Origin of the sequence: Caballeronia sp. Lep1P3 (genome assembly GCF_022879595.1) — a bacterium.
GTDB lineage: Bacteria > Pseudomonadota > Gammaproteobacteria > Burkholderiales > Burkholderiaceae > Caballeronia.
Genome location: NZ_CP084265.1, coordinates 1,160,955 through 1,179,973, shown reverse-complemented (window position 1 = coordinate 1,179,973; position 19,019 = coordinate 1,160,955). Strand labels below are relative to the sequence as shown.

Annotated in this window: 15 protein-coding genes; 5 read left to right on the top strand and 10 right to left on the bottom strand. The window is 65.8% G+C overall.

What is annotated here, in order from left to right:
* Positions 1-222 precede the first annotated feature (222 nt).
* The 7 genes from kdsA to LDZ27_RS05490 form a co-directional block, all read right to left on the bottom strand.
* On the bottom strand, positions 223-1,077 hold the full coding sequence (gene kdsA, locus LDZ27_RS05520; RefSeq protein WP_244815701.1) for a 3-deoxy-8-phosphooctulonate synthase: 855 nt from the start codon (positions 1,075-1,077) through the stop codon (positions 223-225).
* Positions 1,074-2,765 carry a CTP synthase gene (locus LDZ27_RS05515; RefSeq protein WP_244815700.1) on the bottom strand — a complete coding sequence of 564 codons (1,692 nt, stop codon included), beginning with the start codon at positions 2,763-2,765 and terminating at the stop codon, positions 1,074-1,076. The genes kdsA and LDZ27_RS05515 overlap by 4 nt, the downstream gene beginning before the upstream one ends.
* A 195-nt stretch (positions 2,766-2,960) precedes the next feature.
* Positions 2,961-3,773, bottom strand: a complete 813-nt coding sequence (locus LDZ27_RS05510) for an alpha/beta fold hydrolase (RefSeq protein ID WP_244815699.1) — start codon at positions 3,771-3,773, stop codon at positions 2,961-2,963.
* Between the two features lie 19 nt (positions 3,774-3,792).
* Positions 3,793-6,333, bottom strand: a complete 2,541-nt coding sequence (locus tag LDZ27_RS05505) for a ComEC/Rec2 family competence protein (RefSeq protein WP_244815698.1) — start codon at positions 6,331-6,333, stop codon at positions 3,793-3,795.
* Positions 6,334-6,513: 180 nt separating this feature from the next.
* On the bottom strand, positions 6,514-7,302 hold the full coding sequence (locus tag LDZ27_RS05500) for a TatD family hydrolase (RefSeq protein ID WP_244815697.1): 789 nt from the start codon (positions 7,300-7,302) through the stop codon (positions 6,514-6,516).
* A 25-nt stretch (positions 7,303-7,327) separates the two neighbouring features.
* Entirely contained in the window at positions 7,328-8,041 is a 714-nt protein-coding gene (gene lolD / locus LDZ27_RS05495; RefSeq protein ID WP_244815696.1) for a lipoprotein-releasing ABC transporter ATP-binding protein LolD, read from the bottom strand.
* Positions 8,034-9,287: a lipoprotein-releasing ABC transporter permease subunit gene (locus tag LDZ27_RS05490; protein ID WP_244815695.1), complete on the bottom strand. Its 1,254-nt coding sequence runs from the start codon at positions 9,285-9,287 to the stop codon at positions 8,034-8,036. Before LDZ27_RS05490 ends, lolD begins: the two co-directional genes overlap by 8 nt.
* 289 nt (positions 9,288-9,576) lie before the next feature.
* Between LDZ27_RS05490 and LDZ27_RS05485 the strand changes: the two genes are divergently transcribed.
* The 5 genes from LDZ27_RS05485 to LDZ27_RS05465 all read left to right on the top strand — a co-directional run bounded on the left by LDZ27_RS05485 (position 9,577) and on the right by LDZ27_RS05465 (position 16,272).
* Positions 9,577-10,752, top strand: coding sequence for a regulator (locus tag LDZ27_RS05485; RefSeq protein WP_244815694.1), 1,176 nt, complete (start codon positions 9,577-9,579; stop codon positions 10,750-10,752).
* An 11-nt stretch (positions 10,753-10,763) separates the two neighbouring features.
* Positions 10,764-12,464: a single-stranded-DNA-specific exonuclease RecJ gene (gene recJ / locus LDZ27_RS05480; RefSeq protein ID WP_244815693.1), complete on the top strand. Its 1,701-nt coding sequence runs from the start codon at positions 10,764-10,766 to the stop codon at positions 12,462-12,464.
* A 195-nt stretch (positions 12,465-12,659) separates the two neighbouring features.
* A protein-coding gene (gene prfB, locus LDZ27_RS05475; RefSeq protein ID WP_244815692.1) for a peptide chain release factor 2 occupies positions 12,660-13,764 on the top strand; the annotation gives its coding sequence in 2 pieces (ribosomal slippage) (positions 12,660-12,731 and positions 12,733-13,764; 1,104 coding nt in all).
* A gap of 84 nt (positions 13,765-13,848) precedes the next feature.
* Positions 13,849-15,375 carry a lysine--tRNA ligase gene (gene lysS / locus LDZ27_RS05470; protein WP_244815691.1) on the top strand — a complete coding sequence of 509 codons (1,527 nt, stop codon included), beginning with the start codon at positions 13,849-13,851 and terminating at the stop codon, positions 15,373-15,375.
* Positions 15,376-15,600: 225 nt separating this feature from the next.
* Entirely contained in the window at positions 15,601-16,272 is a 672-nt protein-coding gene (locus LDZ27_RS05465; protein ID WP_244815690.1) for a glycine zipper 2TM domain-containing protein, read from the top strand.
* A 66-nt stretch (positions 16,273-16,338) separates the two neighbouring features.
* On the opposite strand, the gene pssA is transcribed toward LDZ27_RS05465, so the two are convergent.
* The 3 genes from pssA to ilvC form a co-directional block, all read right to left on the bottom strand.
* Positions 16,339-17,205, bottom strand: a complete 867-nt coding sequence (gene pssA / locus LDZ27_RS05460) for a CDP-diacylglycerol--serine O-phosphatidyltransferase (RefSeq protein WP_244815689.1) — start codon at positions 17,203-17,205, stop codon at positions 16,339-16,341.
* A gap of 13 nt (positions 17,206-17,218) precedes the next feature.
* A complete protein-coding gene (locus LDZ27_RS05455) occupies positions 17,219-17,863 on the bottom strand; it encodes a phosphatidylserine decarboxylase (protein WP_244815688.1) in 645 nt (214 codons plus the stop codon).
* Positions 17,864-17,977: 114 nt separating this feature from the next.
* Positions 17,978-18,994, bottom strand: a complete 1,017-nt coding sequence (ilvC, locus tag LDZ27_RS05450) for a ketol-acid reductoisomerase (RefSeq protein WP_244815687.1) — start codon at positions 18,992-18,994, stop codon at positions 17,978-17,980.
* Between the last annotated feature and the right edge of the window lie 25 nt (positions 18,995-19,019).

The window sequence follows — 19,019 nt, the reverse complement described above, 5'->3', positions numbered from 1 at the left end:
TCAAATTGACGATGAATTCTGTCAGTCACGACGAAGCGGTGCGCCCGCGCTTCATCGGCTTCGCTCAGACCTTCTCGCGCCCCTCGCGTTCACTTGCGGCGCTCGGGCGTGCCTCTGCACGGCGTGTTCCGTGACGCCGGACGCCGCCGACCGCGAGGCGTCCGCCCGACTGCATGGTGCCATACGAAAGCCGCGGCGACTGCGGGAAAGCGCGCGTACCGCTCAACTGAAGTCGTTCTCGAGGAACGGACCGCTTTTCACCGCGCGATCGAGCGCGACCAGCGTTTCGAGCAGCGCTTCCATGCGCGCGAGCGGGACCGCGTTGGGGCCGTCCGACTTCGCGCACGCGGGATCGGGATGCGTCTCCATGAAGAGTCCCGCCACGCCCGTCGCGACCGCGGCGCGCGCGAGCACCGGCACGAACTCGCGCTGGCCGCCCGAACTCGTGCCCTGCCCGCCCGGCAACTGCACGGAATGCGTTGCATCGAAGACGACGGGCGCGTTGGTCTCGCGCATGATCGCGAGCGAGCGCATGTCGGACACAAGATTGTTATAGCCGAACGACACGCCGCGCTCGCACGCCATGAAGCGGTCTTCGGAAAGCCCCGCTTCGCGCGCCGCGTCGCGCGCCTTGTCGATGACATTCTTCATGTCATGCGGCGCGAGGAACTGGCCCTTCTTGATGTTGACGGGCTTGCCCGAACGCGCGCATGCGTGGATGAAATCCGTCTGACGGCACAGGAACGCGGGCGTCTGCAACACGTCCACGACCGACGCGACCGCCTCGATCTCATGCTCGGCATGCACGTCCGTGAGAACGGGCACGCCGAGCTGCTTCTTCACTTCGCCGAGAATGCGCAAGCCTTCGTCCATGCCGAGGCCGCGGAACGATTTGCCTGAACTGCGGTTCGCCTTGTCGTAGGACGACTTGTAGATGAACGGCACGCCGAGCTTGCCGGTGATTTCCTTGAGCCGCCCGGCGACGTCGATCGTCATTTGCTCCGATTCGACCACGCACGTACCGGCGATCAGGAAGAACGGCTTGTCGAGTCCCGCTTCGAAGTGACACAGCTTCATGCCTGCGCTCCCGCCGTCGCCTTGCTTGCCGTTGCCGATGCGTTCTCACCTTGCGCATGAGCGCGCGCCGCTTCCACGAATGCCTTGAAGAGCGGATGCCCGTCGCGCGGCGTCGACGTGAACTCGGGGTGGAACTGTACGCCGACGAACCACGGATGCATCGATTGCGGCAACTCCATCATCTCGGGCAGATCCTCGCTCGGGGTACGGGCGCTGATGATAAGGCCGCCCGCTTCGAGTTGGGGCACGAAACGGTTATTGACCTCATAACGGTGACGATGACGCTCGTTCACATCGGTGCCGTAGATGCGCGCGGCCATCGTACCGGGCTTGATCGGGCATTTCTGCGAGCCTAGGCGCATCGTGCCGCCGAGATCCGACTCTTCGCTGCGCTTTTCGACGCGCCCCGCGCGGTCATACCACTCGGTGATGAGCGCGACGACCGGGTTTGTCGTGTCGGAATCGAATTCGGTGCTGTTCGCATCCGAAAGACCGGCGACGTCGCGTGCGAATTCGATCACCGCGAGCTGCATGCCGAGGCAGATGCCGAGATACGGAGTCTTCGATTCGCGCGCATAGCGGATGGCCTTGATCTTGCCTTCCGTGCCGCGACGGCCGAAACCGCCCGGCACCAGCACCGCATCCAGATGTTGCAGCGCGCCCGTGCCTTCTGCTTCGATCTGCTCGGAATCGATATATTCGATGTTGACTTTCGTCGACGTATGAATGGCCGCGTGGCGCAGCGCCTCGATCAGCGACTTGTACGACTCCGTGAGTTCGACATACTTGCCGACCATGCCGATGGTTACTTCGTGCTTCGGATTCTCGAGCTTTTCGACGAGGTCCGACCACATCTTGAGATCGGCCGGCTTCGGCGAGAGCTTAAGTTCGTTGCAGACGATCTCGTCGAGACCCTGATCGTTGAGCATCTGCGGAATCTTGTAGATGCTGTCGACGTCCCACACGGAGATGACCGCCTCTTCGTGCACGTTCGAGAAGAGCGAAATCTTCTGGCGCTCGTCGTCGGGAATCGGGCGGTCCGCGCGGCACAGGAGCACGTTCGGATAGATACCGATTTCGCGCAGCTTCTGCACGCTGTGCTGCGTCGGCTTCGTCTTGAGTTCGCCCGCGGTGGCGATGAACGGCACGAGCGTCAGGTGCACGAAGCACGCGCTGTTACGGCCCCTGCGCAGGCTCATCTGACGCGCGGCTTCGAGGAACGGCAGCGATTCGATGTCGCCCACCGTGCCGCCGATTTCCACGATCGCCACATCCGGCTGGCCGCACGTGGCCGCAGCCGCGCCGCGCTCGACGAACGCCTGAATTTCGTTGGTGATGTGCGGAATGACCTGCACCGTCTTGCCGAGATACTCGCCGCGGCGTTCCTTGCGGATCACCGATTCGTAAATCTGGCCCGTGGTGAAGTTGTTGGCCTTGCGCATCTTCGTGCTGATGAAGCGCTCGTAGTGGCCGAGGTCGAGGTCCGTCTCCGCGCCGTCTTCCGTCACGAACACTTCGCCGTGCTGAAACGGGGACATCGTGCCGGGGTCGACGTTGATGTAGGGATCGAGCTTGAGGAGAGTGACTTTCAGACCGCGCGATTCGAGGATCGCGGCGAGGGAGGCGGCGGCAATACCTTTGCCGAGGGAAGAAACTACGCCGCCGGTGACGAATACATATTTGGTCATCGCTAGATGCTCGCGGGAAAAACGGATTATACCGTAAAGGCCGCCCGCGACCTAACCCGCGCTCGGCCCGAAACACTCGCGCCGGCCCTTCTTTTGCGGTATTTCTTGCGCACCGCTTCCGTGTTCAACACCGCATGCGCGTGCCGTTTCGCGTACCGTTCCGTGTCCCGCTTCGTGTCCCGTTTCGCGTGTCTTTCACGCCATCGCGCCGATGAGCCGCTGAACCGCGCGCGCGGTTTCGATCGGGCGTTCCATCGGGAAGAGATGACTGCCTTCGACCCACTCCAAGTGCTCGCCCGCGATGCGCCGCGTCATGCCGAGTCCCACTTGCCGCACTTCCGTGGAACGCGTCCCCGCGACGAAACCGACCGGCACCGGCGCGCCGTGCGCGAGCCGCGCGCCGAGCGTATGCGGCAACGTGCGATAGATGAGGTATTCGACGTGACGGTCGAACGCGAGCGAGCGCGCGCCGTTCGGGTGCGTTTGTGGAATGCCGAAGTCGATGTAATCGGCGAGCATGCGTTCGTCCCAGCGCGCGAACGCCGGCTTCGCGCGGAAATGACGCCACGCTTCGTCGCGGCTCGCCCAGTTCGTGCGGCGCTTTTTCGTCGCGGCGGCGGGGGAAAGGCGTTCGTCGAGTCCGGTCCATTGCGTCGCGCGCAAAAGCCCGCTGCGCCAGCCCGCGATGACCGGCGAATCCAGCATCACGACGCCCTTCACCCACTGCGGGCGCTTCAACGCCGCCATCAGCGAAAGATAGCCGCCGAGCGAATGCCCGACGAGCCACACCTTCGGATGCGCGCCGCCCGCATCCTCGCGGTAGCGGCTCATGTCGTCGACGAGCTGGTCGACGAGATACGGCCAGTCGCGCGTGACCGGAAAGCGCGGATCGTGCCCGTATCGTTCGATGCTGCGGATCTCGTAGTCGTCGGCGAGTTCGGCGAAGATCGTGCGATACGTCGAAGCCGGAAAGCCGTTCGCATGCGAGAAATGGATGATGTCCTTCACGCGGCTCCTTGTTGTTATGTCAGCGTCCCATCCAGTACCGGGCGTGCGTTTGCCGGAACCGCTCCATCACGATTTCCGAACCGATGTCGATGCGCGCCGCGCCGTCCTCGTCGCTGCGCGTGAGGGCAATCCCGCGCATGCGATAGCGCGCGTAGACGGTCGCATTCGGATGGTGAAAACGGTTGCGATAGCCTACCTGAAATACCGCTGCGAGCGGCCCGACGGAATCGAGGAAAGGTTCGGTCGACGACGTGCGGCTGCCGTGATGCGGCACGATCAGCACATCGGCGCGCAGCGCGGCGGGATCGCGCATGAGGAGCGTGCGTTCGACATCGGCTTCGATGTCGGCGGCGAAGAGCGCGGCGCGCCCCGCCGCGTTCGTCACCTTGAGCACGCACGCCTGATGGTTCGGGCTGCCGGTGAGCGGGACGGGGTCGGGCCATAGCACGCGAAACTCGACGCCGTCCCAGTTCCAGCGCTGCCCCGCCGCGCAACGCACGGTGTCGCTGTTGCGCGAGCGCGCGGCCGGCCACAGCGGATCGCTCGCGGGAAGCGACGCGAGCAGTTGATCGACCGGCACCGCGTCCAGCACCGCTGGCGCCCCGCCCGCGTGGTCCGAATCCGAATGGCTGACGACGAGCGCATCCAGCGCACGCACGCCGCTCGCGTGCAGATACGGCGCGACGATGCGCTCGCCCGCATGCGTCGATTCGGGGCCGGGTCCGGCATCGAAGAGAAGCGTGTGCCGCGCCGTCTCGACGACGAGCGACGAGCCCTGTCCGATATCGAGCGCCGTCACGCGAAACGCGCCGGCTGCGACGCCGTGCGGCGCGGGCACGGCAAGCGGCAGCCACGCGAGGACGGCGGCGGCGCGCAACGGCCAGCCGCGCGGCGCGAGCATCCATGCGGCGCCGCCAAGCGCCGCGGCGAGCGCCAGCGCACCGGGCTGGGGAAGATGCCACAACGCCCACTGCGGCGCTGCATCGGCGAGACGCGCGAGGGCGTCGCAGAGCATGGATAGCGCGGCATGCGCGAGGCGAAGCATCGGCGCGTCCAGCGGCGCGGGAAGAATCAGCGCGACGAGCGTCACGGGCGTCACGACGAGGCTGACCCACGGAATCGCGACCGCATTGGCAAGCGGCCCGATGAGCGGAATCTGCGAAAACCAGTACGCGGTGAGCGGCGCGAGCGACAGCGTCACGGCCCATTGCACGCGGACGCTCGACGCGACATGCGCGCGAACTTTCCCGACAGCGCGATGGCAGGCTCCGGCGAACGCGCGCCGATGGTCGCGCGATGTCGGATCGGGCGAGCGCCGAGGCAACTCGTCCGGCAGCACCGGATCGCGCGCTTCCATGCCGGCGAGCCAGTCGCGAGCGTCGTCCCGCTGCGCTTTCGACGCGCGCCGCCCATGCGCCGCGATCGCATGCAAGATCGACGCCACCGCGCAAAACGACAACCAGAATCCGGGCGATGTCACCGCCCACGGACCGGCGATCAGCACGAACGCGAGCGCCCACGCGAGCACGAGCGACGACGCGGGCCGCCGCCCGCACACGAACGCGGCAGCGAACACGGCGAGCATCCACAAGGTGCGCTGCGCGGGCACGTTGAAGCCGGCAAGCGCCGCATAGAACGCCGCGAACGACGCCGCGCCGAGCGCCGCGATCTTCGGCGCGGCCACGAGAAGCGGCGCGGGCACGCCGCGAAAGCAGAGCCGCTTCCAGACAAAGCCGCAGATCAACGCCGCCAGTCCCGCGACGAAGCCGATGTGCAGCCCCGAGATCGCGACGAGATGACTCGTGCCCGTCGCGCGCATGACGGCCCAGTCCGCGTCGCTCACGGACTCCTGCGCGCCCACCGCCAGCGCGACGATGATCCCGCGATGCGGCGCGCGCTCGAGCACCGTTTCGATGCGATCGCGGATGCGCGCGCGCAAGCGATCGATCGCGAGCCAGGGACCGGCGGCATCGACGGCCAGGCGGCGCGGCGCGCGCGCGAGCGTCACCGATCCCGTCGCGCGGATGCCGCGTTCCAGCAGCGCGGCCTCGCCATCGCGCAGCGAGAAGTTCGCGTTCGCGTGCGCGCGCTTGAGCCGCGCAACGAGCGTCCAGCGCTGACCGGCGCGAAGCGCGGGCGGCCCGCTCGACGGATCGCGCGCAGCAGGCGTCCACGTCAGCCGCACGATCTTCGGGAAGTCGCGCAATCCCGCCGAATTCGACTCGACTTGGAACAGAAAGCGCGTGCCTTCGGCTTGCGGCTCGGGCAGGCCGCGCACGAAGCCGGTGAGTTCGATGTCGCGCTGTTCATAGGCAAGCGGCAAATGCGGGCGCAGACGCACTTCGGCGCGCAGCGCGGCATAAGCGAATCCGAACGCAAACGCGGCGAACGCCGTCAGCGCGAACGCCGCGACGCGCGCACGTCGTTGTGCGGCGCGGGCCGCCCACGCCGCGATGAAAAAGAGCGCGATGCAGACGGCCCAGCCGCCCCACGTCGGCAACGCGGCCTGCTGCTGCAGCCACCAGACGCCCAGCGCGAAACTCATCAGGACTGCACGCACGGCCTGCTCTCTTTGTTGTCGTCGTGAACGCGAACGCATCGTGCTTTCGGATAACCATCAGTCATCCGAAGCAATATGCGACCAGCGAACGATTATGCAGAACAGAACGCGGATGGCGTCGCCGGCGCGTGAGTGTTAGCCGTTCGGCCTAGGGGAAAAGCGGTGTGAATCGGCGAAGAATCAGGAACCCGCCAGCCCGAGACGCGGCAGCGCCGCGTGCGCGTTGGCCGTCGTGCCTATGGAAAGCGCCGGCTCATCGATGCCGCGCAACTGCGCCAGCACCTTCGCGATACCGGGCACCTGATCGGGCGTGTTGCGCCCCTTGTACCGCCACGCCGGCGCGATGTCCGGCGCATCGGTTTCGAGCACGATCGCATCGAGCGGAAGCTCGGTCGCGAGGCGGCGAATCTGCCGCGCGCGCTCGAACGTCAGATTGCCGCCGAAACCGAGCCGCATGCCCTGCGCGATGAACGCCTCGGCCTGCTGGAAACTGCCGTTGAACGCATGCGCGATGCCGCAGCGGATGCCATTCACGCGCAAGCCCTTCAGCACCTTGTCCTGCGACTTGCGCACGTGGCAAATGACCGGCAGATCGAACTCACGCGCGAGCTTGACTTGCGCATCGTAGAAAAACTGCTGGCGCGCGTCGTCGAGCGTCGGCACGAAGTAATCCAACCCAATCTCGCCGATGCCGACGAACAGCGGATCGTCCATGCTCGCCGCGATCTGCGCGCGCAACACGCGCAAGTCGTCCTCGGTGGCGCGCGGGGTGAAGAGCGGATGGATGCCGAGCGCATACGCGCCGCCTTCGATGCGATGCGCGAGCGCGCGCACCGTCTCGAAGTTGGAGCGCTCGACGCCCGGAATCACGATGCGCTCAACCGCCGAATCGAGCGCCGCGCGCGCCACCGCGTCGCGGTCCGCGTCGAACTCGGAGGCATCGAGATGGCAATGCGTGTCGATCCACATGGCGTTGCTCCGCGGCGCGCGCCGCTTAGACCGGCACGGACGGCTCTTCGTGCAGCACGCCGTCGCGCAGACGCATGATGCGGTCGCAGCGCGCGGCGAGATCGGGATCGTGCGTGACGATCACGAAGCTCGTCTCGAGCGTCTGCGAAAGCTCGAGCATCAGGTTGAATACGGTGTCGGCCGTGCCGCCGTCGAGATTGCCGGTCGGTTCGTCGGCGAGCACGCATGCCGGACGCGTGACGAGCGCGCGCGCAATCGCGACGCGCTGCCGCTCGCCGCCCGACAATTCGCCCGGCCGATGCTTCGCGCGATGCCCGATGCCCACGCGTTCGAGCATGCCGAGCGCTTCCTTGCGCGCGGCCTCTTCGCTCATGCGGCGGATGCGCAGCGGCATCGCGACGTTATCGAGCGCGGTGAATTCCGCCAGCAGATGATGAAACTGATAGACGAAGCCGAGCGCGCGGTTGCGCAACTCGTTGCGTTCCTTCTCTTTCAGTTGCGTGAACGGCTTGCCGAGCAGCGAGACCTTGCCCGCGCTCGGTTCGTCGAGACCGCCGAGAACATGCAGAAGCGTGCTCTTGCCCGAGCCGGACGCACCGACGATCGCGAGCTTTTCGCCGCGCCGCACTTGCAGTTGCGCGTTGTCGAGCACCTGCACGTTGAAGCCGCCCTGCACGAAGGTCTTCGATATCGACGACGCATCGAGCACGATGTTGTTTGCCGGAATCAGGTCACTCATAGCGCAGCGCCTCCGCCGGACGAACCTTCGCGCCGCGCCAGCTCGGATAGAGCGTCGCGAGCGACGACAACAGAAACGCGATCACGCCGATCTTCATGACATCGCCCGGAACGAGCTCGGACGGCAGCTCGCTGATGAAATACACCGAAGGCGGCAGGAACTGCACGCCGAGCAGATGTTCGATCATCGGAACGAGCCACGGAATGCTCCACGCGATCAGGCACCCGAGCGACACGCCGAGCGCGGTTCCGATGAACCCGATCGTCACGCCTTGCACCACGAAAATTTTCATGATCGAGCCGGGCTGGGCGCCGAGCGTGCGCAAGATGGCGATGTCGGCCTGCTTGTCCGTGACGGTCATCACGAGCGACGAAACGAGGTTGAACGCCGCCACCGCGATGATGAGCGTGAGGATGATGAACATCATGCGTTTCTCGATCTGCACGGCGGAGAACCACGTCTTGTTCTGCTGCGTCCAGTCGCGGATATAGAGATCGCCGGAGAGCGTGTGCGACAGTTGCCGCGCGACGTCGGGCGCGCGCTGCATGTCCTTCAGGCGAAGGCGCACGCCGGTCGGCGCGGGAAGGCGAAAGAGCGCCTGCGCATCGCGGATCGAAATGAGCGCGAGCGTCGAATCGTATTCGTAATGGCCGGATTCGAAGATGCCGACGACCGTGAACTGCTTCAAGCGCGGCATCATCCCGGCCGGCGTGATGGTGCCTTCGGGCGCGACGAGCGTGATCTTGTCGCCGTTCATGACGCCGAGATTGGTCGCGAGGTCCGCGCCGAGCACGATGCCGAACTCGCCCGGAACGAGGTTCGCGAGCTTGCCCGCGCGCATTTCCTTGCCGATGTCCGACACTTCGGGCTCGAGCGTCGGCTCGACGCCGCGCAACGCGACGCCGCTCACCGCGCCCTGGCGCGTGAGCAGCGCCTGCGCTTCGACATACGGCGCCGCGCCGGTCACTTCCGGATTGCGGCGCGCTTCCTGCGCGGTGAGTTGCCAGTTGGGCATGGAACCCGTCGGCGAGAAAATTTCGACGTGCGCGAGCACCGAGAGCATGCGGTCGCGCACTTCCTTCTGGAAGCCGTTCATGACCGAGAGCACGACGATCAGCGCGGCGACGCCGAGCGCGATGCCCGCCATCGACACGAGCGCGATGAACGATATGAAGCCGTTGCCCGTGGTGCGTTTGCCGGCGCGCGTGTAGCGCCAGCCAATCTGCCATTCGTAGGGAAGTTTCAAGCGAATCCTTTCTTCTGCTGTTGCTGCATTGCTGTCGCCTCATTGCTGTCGCGGCCGGCCGATCTCGCGGCCCCGTGCGATGTATGTAGCGGATATGTAGCGGGTACGTCGCGGTCATCCGCCTCGTGGATGCAGCGCTTGGCCGCGAGTCCAGCGCCTGCACCGCGAAATCTGCGAAAGTTTGCCACACATGGCGCGGCGGCCGTAACAACGGCGGGCGCGCGAGGGCGCTGCGGCGTACCGCGAACACGCCCCGCGCGCCCGATGAAATGCGGCGCTTTGCCCTACAATGCCGACCATCATGCCCGTTCCCGACCTTCACCTTCTGTTGCCGTTCGCGTTGCCCTCGGCGGCGGACGCGGCAACCGCGCTGCACGGACTGGAAAGCGCGGCGCTCGACAAGCTGCTCGCCCGCGCCACGCTCGAAGAACGCGTGATCGGCGAGGATTTCCAGCGCACGCTGCCGCACGAACGCTGGATCGCGCAACGCTTCGGCATCGTCGCGCGCGAGCCCGGCCAGCGCCACGCCGACGACGCGCCCCTCGCCCCTTTCATGCTGCTCGCCGACGGCGGCGATCCCGCTTCCTCCGGCACTTCCGGCCCTTCCGGCACTTCGGGCACCGCGCTGTGGGCGTGCATCGAGCCGGTCCACGTTCGCATCGCGCACGATCATCTCGTGCTGATCGATCCCGCCACGCTCGGCGTGCGGACCGAGGAAGCGCGTGAGCTGCTCAAGACGGCGCGGCCCGTCATCGAAGACCTCGGCATTGCGCTGCAGGCGCCGACGCCCCTGCGCTGGTACGTTTCCGGCGATGCGCTCGGCGCGCTCGCGGGCGCGTCGCCGTTGCGCGCGGCCGGGCGCAACATCGAAATCTGGCTGCCGCACGAAGCCCGCACCGGCGAGCGCTCGCGTCCGTGGATGAAGCTGCAGAACGAAGTTCAGATGGCGTGGTTCGAGCATCCGCTCAACGTCGAGCGGGAATCGCGCGGGTTGCCAGCCATCAACTCGATCTGGCTGCACGGACAAGGCGCGATGCGCCCGGTGACGAGCCCCTTCGCGCGCGTGATGTCGGACGCCGCCGCGACGCGCGGCCTCGCGCTTGCCGCCGGTCTCGCGCCGACGACGCCGCCCGAAAGTTTCAGCGCGCTCGCGAACGACAGCGCGAACGGCAGCGCGAACGGCAGCGCGAACGGCAACGGGAACGCGCAAGGCGCGACGCTCGTCGAACTGAATCCGTTCTCCGCGCCCTTCATCGAGCAGGACTGGGCGCGCTGGAACGCGGCGCTTCTCGCGCTCGAAACGGCGTGGTTCGCGCCCGCGCTGGACGCGCTCTCGAACGGCTCTCTCAGGCGCCTTTCGCTGACGCTCTGCGGCGACACCGGTTCGGTCACGCTTTCGGTCACGCGCGGCGACTTGCGCAAGTTCTGGCGTCGCCGGCCGCTCGCGGCGCTTCTCATCGAATAAGGCTCTACCGAATGACGCGAATCGTTACGCGCGCCTCTTCCCCCGCCGACGCCGAAGCGCTCGTGCGCCACGGCCTGCATCCCGTCATCGCGCGGCTCTATGCTTCGCGCGGCGTCACGTCGCCGGATGAAGTCGAGACGGAATTCAAACGCCTGCACGCGCCCGTCGGCCTCAAAGGTTGCGACGATGCCGCCGTCGTGCTCGCCGATGCGCTCGCGGCCGGCAAGCGCATGCTCGTCGTCGCCGATTACGACTGCGACGGCGCGACCGCCTGCGCCGTCGCCGTGCGCGGACTGCGCATGTTCGGCGCGAACATCGAGTATCTCGTGCCGAACCGCTTCGAGTACGGCTACGGACTGACACCGGAGATCGTCGGCCTGGCCGCGCGCTCGCCACTCGGCGCGCCCGATCTGCTGATTACCGTCGATAACGGCATCGCGAGCGTCGACGGCGTCGCTGCGGCCAACGCGCTCGGCGTCGACGTGCTCGTGACCGATCACCACTTGCCCGGCGACGAACTGCCCGCCGCGCGCGCGATCGTCAATCCGAACCAGCCGGGCTGCGGCTTTCCGAGCAAGTGCATCGCGGGCGTGGGCGTCATGTTCTACGTGCTGCTCGCGCTGCGCGCCGAACTGCGGCGGCGCGGCGCGTATGAGAACGCGCCCGAACCGCGTCTGGACGGCCTGCTCGATCTCGTCGCGCTCGGCACCGTCGCCGATGTCGTGAAGCTCGACGGCAACAACCGGATTCTCGTCGCGCAAGGGCTGAAGCGGATTCGCTCGGGACGCATGCAGCCGGGCATTGCCGCGCTCTTTCGCGCAGCGGGCCGGGATGCGCGCGCGGCGTCCGGCTTCGATCTCGGGTTTGCGCTCGGCCCGCGCCTGAATGCGGCGGGACGGCTCGCGGACATGTCGCTCGGCATCGAGTGCCTCACGACCGACGACATCGGCCGCGCGTGGGAACTCGCGCAGCAGCTCGACGCGATGAACCGCGAGCGGCGCGAAATCGAAGCGGGCATGCAGCAACAGGCGCTCGCCGAGTTGCAGGACGTCGATCCCGGCGAGCGCGCGACGCTCACGCTTTTCGACCCCGGCTGGCATCAGGGCGTGATCGGCATCGTCGCGGGGCGGCTCAAGGAGCGCTTTCATCGGCCCTCGTTCACGTTCGCGCACGCGGACGACGCCGGCACGTTGTCCAAAGGCTCGGGCCGCTCGATTCCCGGCTTCCATCTGCGCGATGCCGTCGATCTCATCAGCAAGCGCGAGCCCGGCCTCATCCACAAGTTCGGCGGCCACGCGATGGCGGCGGGCCTCACGCTTTTCACCGCCGACATCCCGCGCTTCACCGCCGCGTTCGAAGCGGTCGGCCGCGAATGGCTCACCGCCGACGCGCTTTCCCGCACGATCGAAACCGACGGCGATCTCGAAGACGCGTACTTCACGCCGCAGTTCGTCGAACTGCTGGACGCGGGCGTCTGGGGCCAGGGCTTTCCCGCGCCCACTTTCTCGGGCGAGTTCGAGGTCGCGTCGCAAGCGCTCGTGAAGGACAAGCACCTCAAACTGCAACTCGTGCGCGGACGTCAGCGCTTCAACGCGATCTGGTTCAACCACGTCGATCCGCTGCCGCCGCGCGCGACCGTCGCGTACCGGCTCGTCAGCGATTCGTGGAACGGCGTGGCGCGGGTGCAGTTGATCGTCGAGCATGCGGGGTGATTCCGGTTCGCGTGATCGATTCACTCGCGCGCTTTCGAAATCACGGCCTGATCCGGTTATCCCGGATCAGGCCGCGAAGCACGTCGCCGCGTGCGAATCGCTGGTCGCGCAGTAAGCCCGCCGGCGTCCCGGCGGCGCGGGAAAAACGTGTCGATCGGCTATAATTGCACCTTTTTACGAAGCCGAAGATCGACAATGGAAGCAGAACGTCTCAACGCGATCGAAAGCCTTCTGGCCGACCTGCGCCGCCGCGCGGGTGAGCTACGGGGGTATCTTTGACTACGACGCCAAGTCCGCGCGCCTGGTCGAAGTCAACAAGGAACTCGAAGACCCGAACGTCTGGAACGACTCCAAGAACGCTCAGGCGCTCGGTCGCGAGAAGAAGCTGCTCGACGGCGTCGTGACGACGCTCACCGGCCTCGACAACGACCTGCGCGACGCCAGCGATCTCTTCGACATGGCGCGCGAGGAACAGGACGAAGACACGCTCGTCGCGTGCGAGGCGGACGCCGATGCGCTCAAGGCGCGCGTCGAAGACATGGAGTTCCGCCGGATGTTCTCCAATCCGGCCGATCCGAACAACTGCTTCATCGACATTCAGGCTGGCGCCGGCGGCACCGAAGCGTGCGACTGGGCCTCCATGCTGCTGCGCCAGTATCTGCGCTACTGCGAGCGCAAGGGCTTCAAGACCGAAGTGCTCGAAGAATCCGAAGGCGACGTCGCCGGCATCAAGAGCGCGACCATCAAGGTCGAAGGCGAATACGCCTACGGCTATCTGCGCACCGAAACCGGCATTCACCGCCTCGTGCGCAAGTCGCCGTTCGATTCGTCGGGCGGGCGGCATACGTCGTTCTCGTCGGTGTTCGTGTATCCGGAAATCGACGATTCGATCGAAATCGAGATCAATCCCGCCGATGTCCGCACGGACACGTATCGCGCGTCGGGCGCGGGCGGCCAGCACATCAACAAGACGGACTCCGCCGTGCGTCTCACGCACGCGCCGACGGGCATCGTCGTGCAATGCCAGAACGACCGCTCGCAGCACCGCAACCGCGCCGAAGCCATGCAGATGCTCAAGGCGCGTCTGTACGAATTCGAGATGCGCAAGCGTCAGGCCGAGCAGGACAAGCTCGAATCGAGCAAGACCGACGTGGGCTGGGGCCATCAGATCCGCTCCTACGTGCTGGACCAGAGCCGCGTGAAGGACCTGCGCACCAGCGTCGAAATGAGCAACACGCGCGCCGTGCTCGACGGCGATCTCGACGATTTCATCAGCGCGAGCCTGAAACAGGGCGTCTGATCGTCTCTCGACGCGGATACCGGCAGCGGTGTCCGCGTTTTCGTTTCACCCCGCCGCGCATTCGTGAATCCACCGCTACACATCATGACCGAACCGACTCAACCGGGCGCCGCTCCCGAACTGGAAGACAACCAGATCATCGCCGAGCGCCGCGACAAGCTGCGCTCGCTGCGCGAGCAAGGCGTCGCCTATCCGAACGATTTCCGCCCGACGCATCAGGCCGCCGCGCTGCAGACCGAATACGCCGACACCGGCAAGGAAGCGCTCGAAGCGAATCCCCTGCCCGTCGCGCTTGCCGGCCGCATGATGCTCAAGCGCGTGATGGGCAAGGCGAGCTTTGCCACGGTTCAGGATGCAAGCGGCCAGATCCAGTTCTTCGTGACGCCCGCCGACGTCGGCGCGGAGGTCTACGAAGCGTTCAAAAAGTGGGATCTCGGCGACATCGTCGCGGCAAAGGGCGTGCTGTTTCGCACGAACAAGGGCGAACTGTCGGTGCGTTGCACGGAGTTGCGGCTGCTCTCGAAGGCGCTGCGTCCGCTGCCGGACAAGTTCCACGGCCTCGCCGATCAGGAGATGCGCTATCGCCAGCGCTACGTCGATCTGATCGTCACGCCCGAATCGCGCAAGACCTTCATGGCGCGCACGAAGGCGGTCACGTCGATCCGCAACTTCATGGCGCAGGCGAACTTCATGGAAGTCGAAACGCCGATGCTGCATCCGATTCCCGGCGGCGCGGCGGCGAAGCCCTTCGTCACGCATCACAACGCGCTCGACATGCAGATGTTCCTGCGCATCGCGCCTGAGTTGTATCTGAAGCGGCTGGTCGTGGGCGGCTTCGAGCGCGTGTTCGAGATCAATCGCAATTTCCGGAACGAAGGCGTGTCGCCGCGCCACAATCCCGAATTCACGATGATGGAGTTCTACGCGGCCTACACGGACTACCGCTGGCTCATGGACTTCACGGAGCAGCTGATCCGCCAGGCCGCCGTCGACGCGCTCGGCACCGCGACCATCACGTATCAGGGCCGCGAGCTGGATCTCGCGAAGCCGTTCCATCGTCTGACGATCAATCAGGCAATCCAGAAGTACGCGCCGCAATACACCGACGCGCAGCTCGCCGATGCCGTGTTCATGCGCGCGGAGCTCAAGAAGTTCGGCGTCGATACGACGCAGCCCGCGTTTCTGAATGCGGGCATCGGCGCGCTGCAACTGGCGCTCTTCGAAGAGACCGCCGAATCGCAATTGTGGGAGCCGACGTATATCGTCGATTATCCGATCGAAGTCTCGCCGCTCGCGCGGGAATCGGATTCGGTGCCGGGCATCACCGAGCGCTTCGAGTTGTTCATCACCGGACGCGAAATCGCGAACGGCTTCTCGGAGTTGAACGATCCGGAAGATCAGGCCGCGCGTTTCCAGAAGCAAGTCGACCAGAAAGACGCCGGCGACGAAGAAGCCATGTATTTCGACGCCGACTATATCCGCGCGCTCGAATACGGCATGCCCCCGACGGGCGGCTGCGGCATCGGCGTCGACCGGCTCGTGATGTTGCTTACCGATAGCCCGAGCATCCGCGATGTCATTCTCTTTCCGCATCTGCGGCGTGAGGATTGAGCAGAGACGTATGTTCCGCTGACGAAAGCGCGCCCTTGGAGGCGCGCTTTTTTTTGTCCGTCGTCGGCCTCAGCCGGCGACGCTCGTGTTCGGACTTTGGCATGAAGCGTGCTTCTTTAGCGGAAAAGAACGCTCAGAACGACTGTCAACAACCGAAAAGCGCTGGCGCGCGGGATCGACCAAAATCGATATGTGTCAGCAGCGCGCCTCGAACGGAGGTCGAACATGGATAACCTTACCGACAAACTCTCACCCTCGCCCGAGACGGGGCAACGGCGACGGCTGCATCCGCTCGTCGCCACGGCGGCTGGCGCGGTCATCGTCGCGAGTCTCGCGGCGACCGCCGCCGTGACCGGACTGTTTCCGGGCGCGCACAGCAATTCCGCGCAGAATCCGCAGACGCAGGCGGTGGCCGTGGCACAGCAGCCGGTCGTCGCGCCTGCTGCGCCCGCCGCGCCGCCCGCCGCCCAGCCCGTTGCGGCGCAGCCGGTGCAGCAAGCGCCGGTTCAGCAGCCGCCCGCGCAGCCGTCCTACGCGCAGCAGCCGCCTCAGCGTCCCGCGCATTGCTCGTCGTGCGGCACCGTCGAAGCGGTTTCCGCCGTCAAGCGTCAAGGCCACGGCACGGGCATCGGCGCGGTCGGCGGTGCGGTGGCGGGCGGTGTCGTCGGCAATCAGTTCGGACGCGGCGGCGGCCGCACGGCGATGACGCTTCTCGGCGCGCTCGGCGGCGGGCTCGCGGGCAATTCCGTCGAAAAACATTTGCGCAGCGAGACGGATTATTCGGTGCGAGTGCGCATGGAAAACGGCAAGACGCGCTACTTCACGTACAGGAATCCGCCGCCGTTCGCGCAAGGACAACGCGTGCACATTTCGAACGGAGCGCTGGCCGCGGGATGATTCGCCGACAAAAAAGGCGACGGTCTGAGAGACCCGTCGCCTTTTGGCGTTCGATACGGAAAAGCGCTAATGGTCGCGCTGTGAACTGCGCGCGGGATTCGGCTTGCCGCGCATCGCCATATAGGCCCACCAGAAATAGCCCGAGAACCCGTACAGCACGAACAGGCAAAACAACATCACGGGCGGGTCCGACGACACCAGCACGAACGCCACGACGACCAGCAGCACGCCTGCGAACGGCACGCGATAGCGCACGTCGAGCGCCTTGCCGCTATAAAACGGCGCGTTCGATACCATCGTCACGCCCGCATAAATGGTCAGCGCGAACGCGACCCACGGCAGCCATACGAGCTTGAGCGGCACACGGTTGTCCGTCGCAAGCCACACGAAGCCGGCGATCAGCGCCGCAGCAGCCGGACTCGGCAAGCCCTGAAAATAGCGCTTGTCGACCACGCCGACGTTCGTATTGAAACGCGCGAGCCGCAACGCCGCGCCCGAACAGTAGACGAATGCCGCGAGCCAGCCCCAGCGCCCGAGGTCCTTCAGCACCCACTCGTACATGACGAGCGCCGGCGCGACGCCGAACGACACCATGTCCGACAGGCTATCGAACTGCTCGCCGAAGGCGCTTTGCGTGTGCGTCATGCGCGCGACGCGGCCGTCCATGCCGTCGAGCACCATCGCCACGAAAATGGCGATGGCCGCGATCTCGAAGCGCACGTTCATCGCCTGGACGACGGCGAAGAAGCCGCAAAAGAGCGCGGCCGTGGTGAACGCGTTGGGCAACAGATAAATGCCGCGCTTCTTCAGAAACTGCTGCCGCTTGGCGCGCCGCGATTCGACGACGCTCACGTCCGCCACCACCTTGTTACGACGAAATGCGCGCGGCGGCGCCCCGTTGACGCGATTCCGGCGCGGTTTGAATGCCGCCATCGACCCCTCCGCGTTATTCCGCGAACTCGGCGAGGATCGTCGACGAGGCCGACACCTTCTCCCCGATCGACACGCGCGGCCGGCTGCCCACCGGCAAATACACGTCGACGCGCGATCCGAAGCGGATGAAGCCGTAACGCTGGCCGCGCGTGAGCGGCTCGCCGGCGTGCACGTAGCAGAGGATGCGGCGCGCGATCAGCCCGGCGATCTGCACCGACGTCACCGTGTGGCCGCTCGCGGTTTGCAGGACGATCGCGTTGCGCTCGTTCTCGGTGGAGGCCTTGTCGACCGCCGCGTTCAGATAGGCGCCCGGAAAGTACTGGACCTTGGAGATCGCGCCGTCGACGGGAGAACGCTGCGAGTGCACGTTGAACACGTTCATGAACACGCTGATCTTGAGCGCCTCGCGCCCGGCATACGGATCGTGCGCGGTCTCGACGGCGACGATGCGTCCGTCCGCCGGGCACAGCACGGCATTGGCCTGCGTGGGAATGGGACGCGGCGGATCGCGGAAGAACTGCACGACGAAAATCACGATCAGCCAGAAGATCCAGGCGAAGCCGAAGCCGCCGATCGCCTGCACGAGAATGGCAACGACGGCCGCGATGGCGATGAACGGCCAGCCTTCGCGGGCAATGATCGGATGAGGATAGTTCATGAACGAGGTCTGTGTTTTTGAAACCCGTAGGATAGCAAAAGCCGCCCTCGGCACAGCGGCTTCGGGCGGCTTTCGTTGCAGCAAGAACCGTGACGCGGGTTCAGGCAGGCTTGCTTAGTTCTTCGACTGGTCGACGAGCTTGTTCTTCGCGATCCACGGCATCATCGCGCGCAGCTTGCTGCCGACCTGCTCGATCTGGTGCTCGGACGTCAGGCGGCGGCGCGATTGCAGCGTCGGCGCACCCGCGCGGTTCTCGATGATGAAGCTCTTCGCGTACTCGCCGGTCTGGATGTCCTTGAGCACGGCCTTCATCGCCTGCTTCGTCTCTTCGGTGACGATGCGCGGGCCCGTCACGTACTCGCCGTACTCGGCGTTGTTCGAGATCGAGTAGTTCATGTTCGCGATGCCGCCTTCGTAGATCAGGTCGACGATCAGCTTCAGTTCGTGCAGGCACTCGAAGTACGCCATTTCCGGCGCGTAGCCCGCTTCAACCAGCGTTTCGAAGCCGGCCTTGATCAGGTCGACGGTGCCGCCGCACAGAACGGCCTGCTCGCCGAACAGGTCGGTTTCGGTCTCTTCACGGAAGTTCGTTTCGATGATGCCCGCGCGGCCGCCGCCGTTTGCCGCCGCATACGAAAGCGCCACGTCGCGCGCCGCGCCCGACTTGTCCTGCGCGACCGCGATCAGGTGCGGCACGCCGCCGCCTTGCGAGTACGTATTGCGGACCGTGTGGCCCGGCGCCTTCGGCGCGATCATGATGACGTCGAGATCGGCGCGCGGAATCACCTGGCCGTAGTGCACGTTGAAGCCGTGCGCGAACGCGAGCGCCGCGCCGTTCTTGATGTTCGCGTGGACTTCCTTCGCGTACACCTCGGCGATCTGCTCGTCGGGCAGCAGCATCATGACGACATCGGCGCCCTTCACCGCTTCGGCCACTTCCTTGACCGGCAGGCCGGCGTTTTCAGCCTTGCTCCACGAAGCGCCGCCTTTGCGCAGGCCGACCGTCACGTTCACGCCGCTTTCCTTCAGGTTCAGCGCGTGCGCATGGCCTTGCGAGCCATAACCGATGATGGTGACTTGCTTGCCCTTGATGAGGGAGAGGTCGGCGTCTTTGTCGTAGAAAACTTTCATGGTGGTTCCTTGATCTATGGTTGCG

Bases quoted from the DNA above. Each gene is read 5' to 3' on its own strand.
- lolD (WP_244815696.1), bottom strand. From the start codon at position 8,041: ATGAGTGACCTGATTCCGGCAAACAACATCGTGCTCGATGCGTCGTCG.
- pssA (WP_244815689.1), bottom strand. From the start codon at position 17,205: ATGGCGGCATTCAAACCGCGCCGGAATCGCGTCAACGGGGCGCCGCCG.
- kdsA (WP_244815701.1), bottom strand. From the start codon at position 1,077: ATGAAGCTGTGTCACTTCGAAGCGGGACTCGACAAGCCGTTCTTCCTG.
- LDZ27_RS05485 (WP_244815694.1), top strand. From the start codon at position 9,577: ATGCCGACCATCATGCCCGTTCCCGACCTTCACCTTCTGTTGCCGTTC.
- recJ (WP_244815693.1), top strand. From the start codon at position 10,764: ATGACGCGAATCGTTACGCGCGCCTCTTCCCCCGCCGACGCCGAAGCG.
- lysS (WP_244815691.1), top strand. From the start codon at position 13,849: ATGACCGAACCGACTCAACCGGGCGCCGCTCCCGAACTGGAAGACAAC.
- LDZ27_RS05465 (WP_244815690.1), top strand. From the start codon at position 15,601: ATGGATAACCTTACCGACAAACTCTCACCCTCGCCCGAGACGGGGCAA.
- LDZ27_RS05515 (WP_244815700.1), bottom strand. From the start codon at position 2,765: ATGACCAAATATGTATTCGTCACCGGCGGCGTAGTTTCTTCCCTCGGC.
- ilvC (WP_244815687.1), bottom strand. From the start codon at position 18,994: ATGAAAGTTTTCTACGACAAAGACGCCGACCTCTCCCTCATCAAGGGC.
- LDZ27_RS05500 (WP_244815697.1), bottom strand. From the start codon at position 7,302: ATGTGGATCGACACGCATTGCCATCTCGATGCCTCCGAGTTCGACGCG.
- LDZ27_RS05455 (WP_244815688.1), bottom strand. From the start codon at position 17,863: ATGAACTATCCTCATCCGATCATTGCCCGCGAAGGCTGGCCGTTCATC.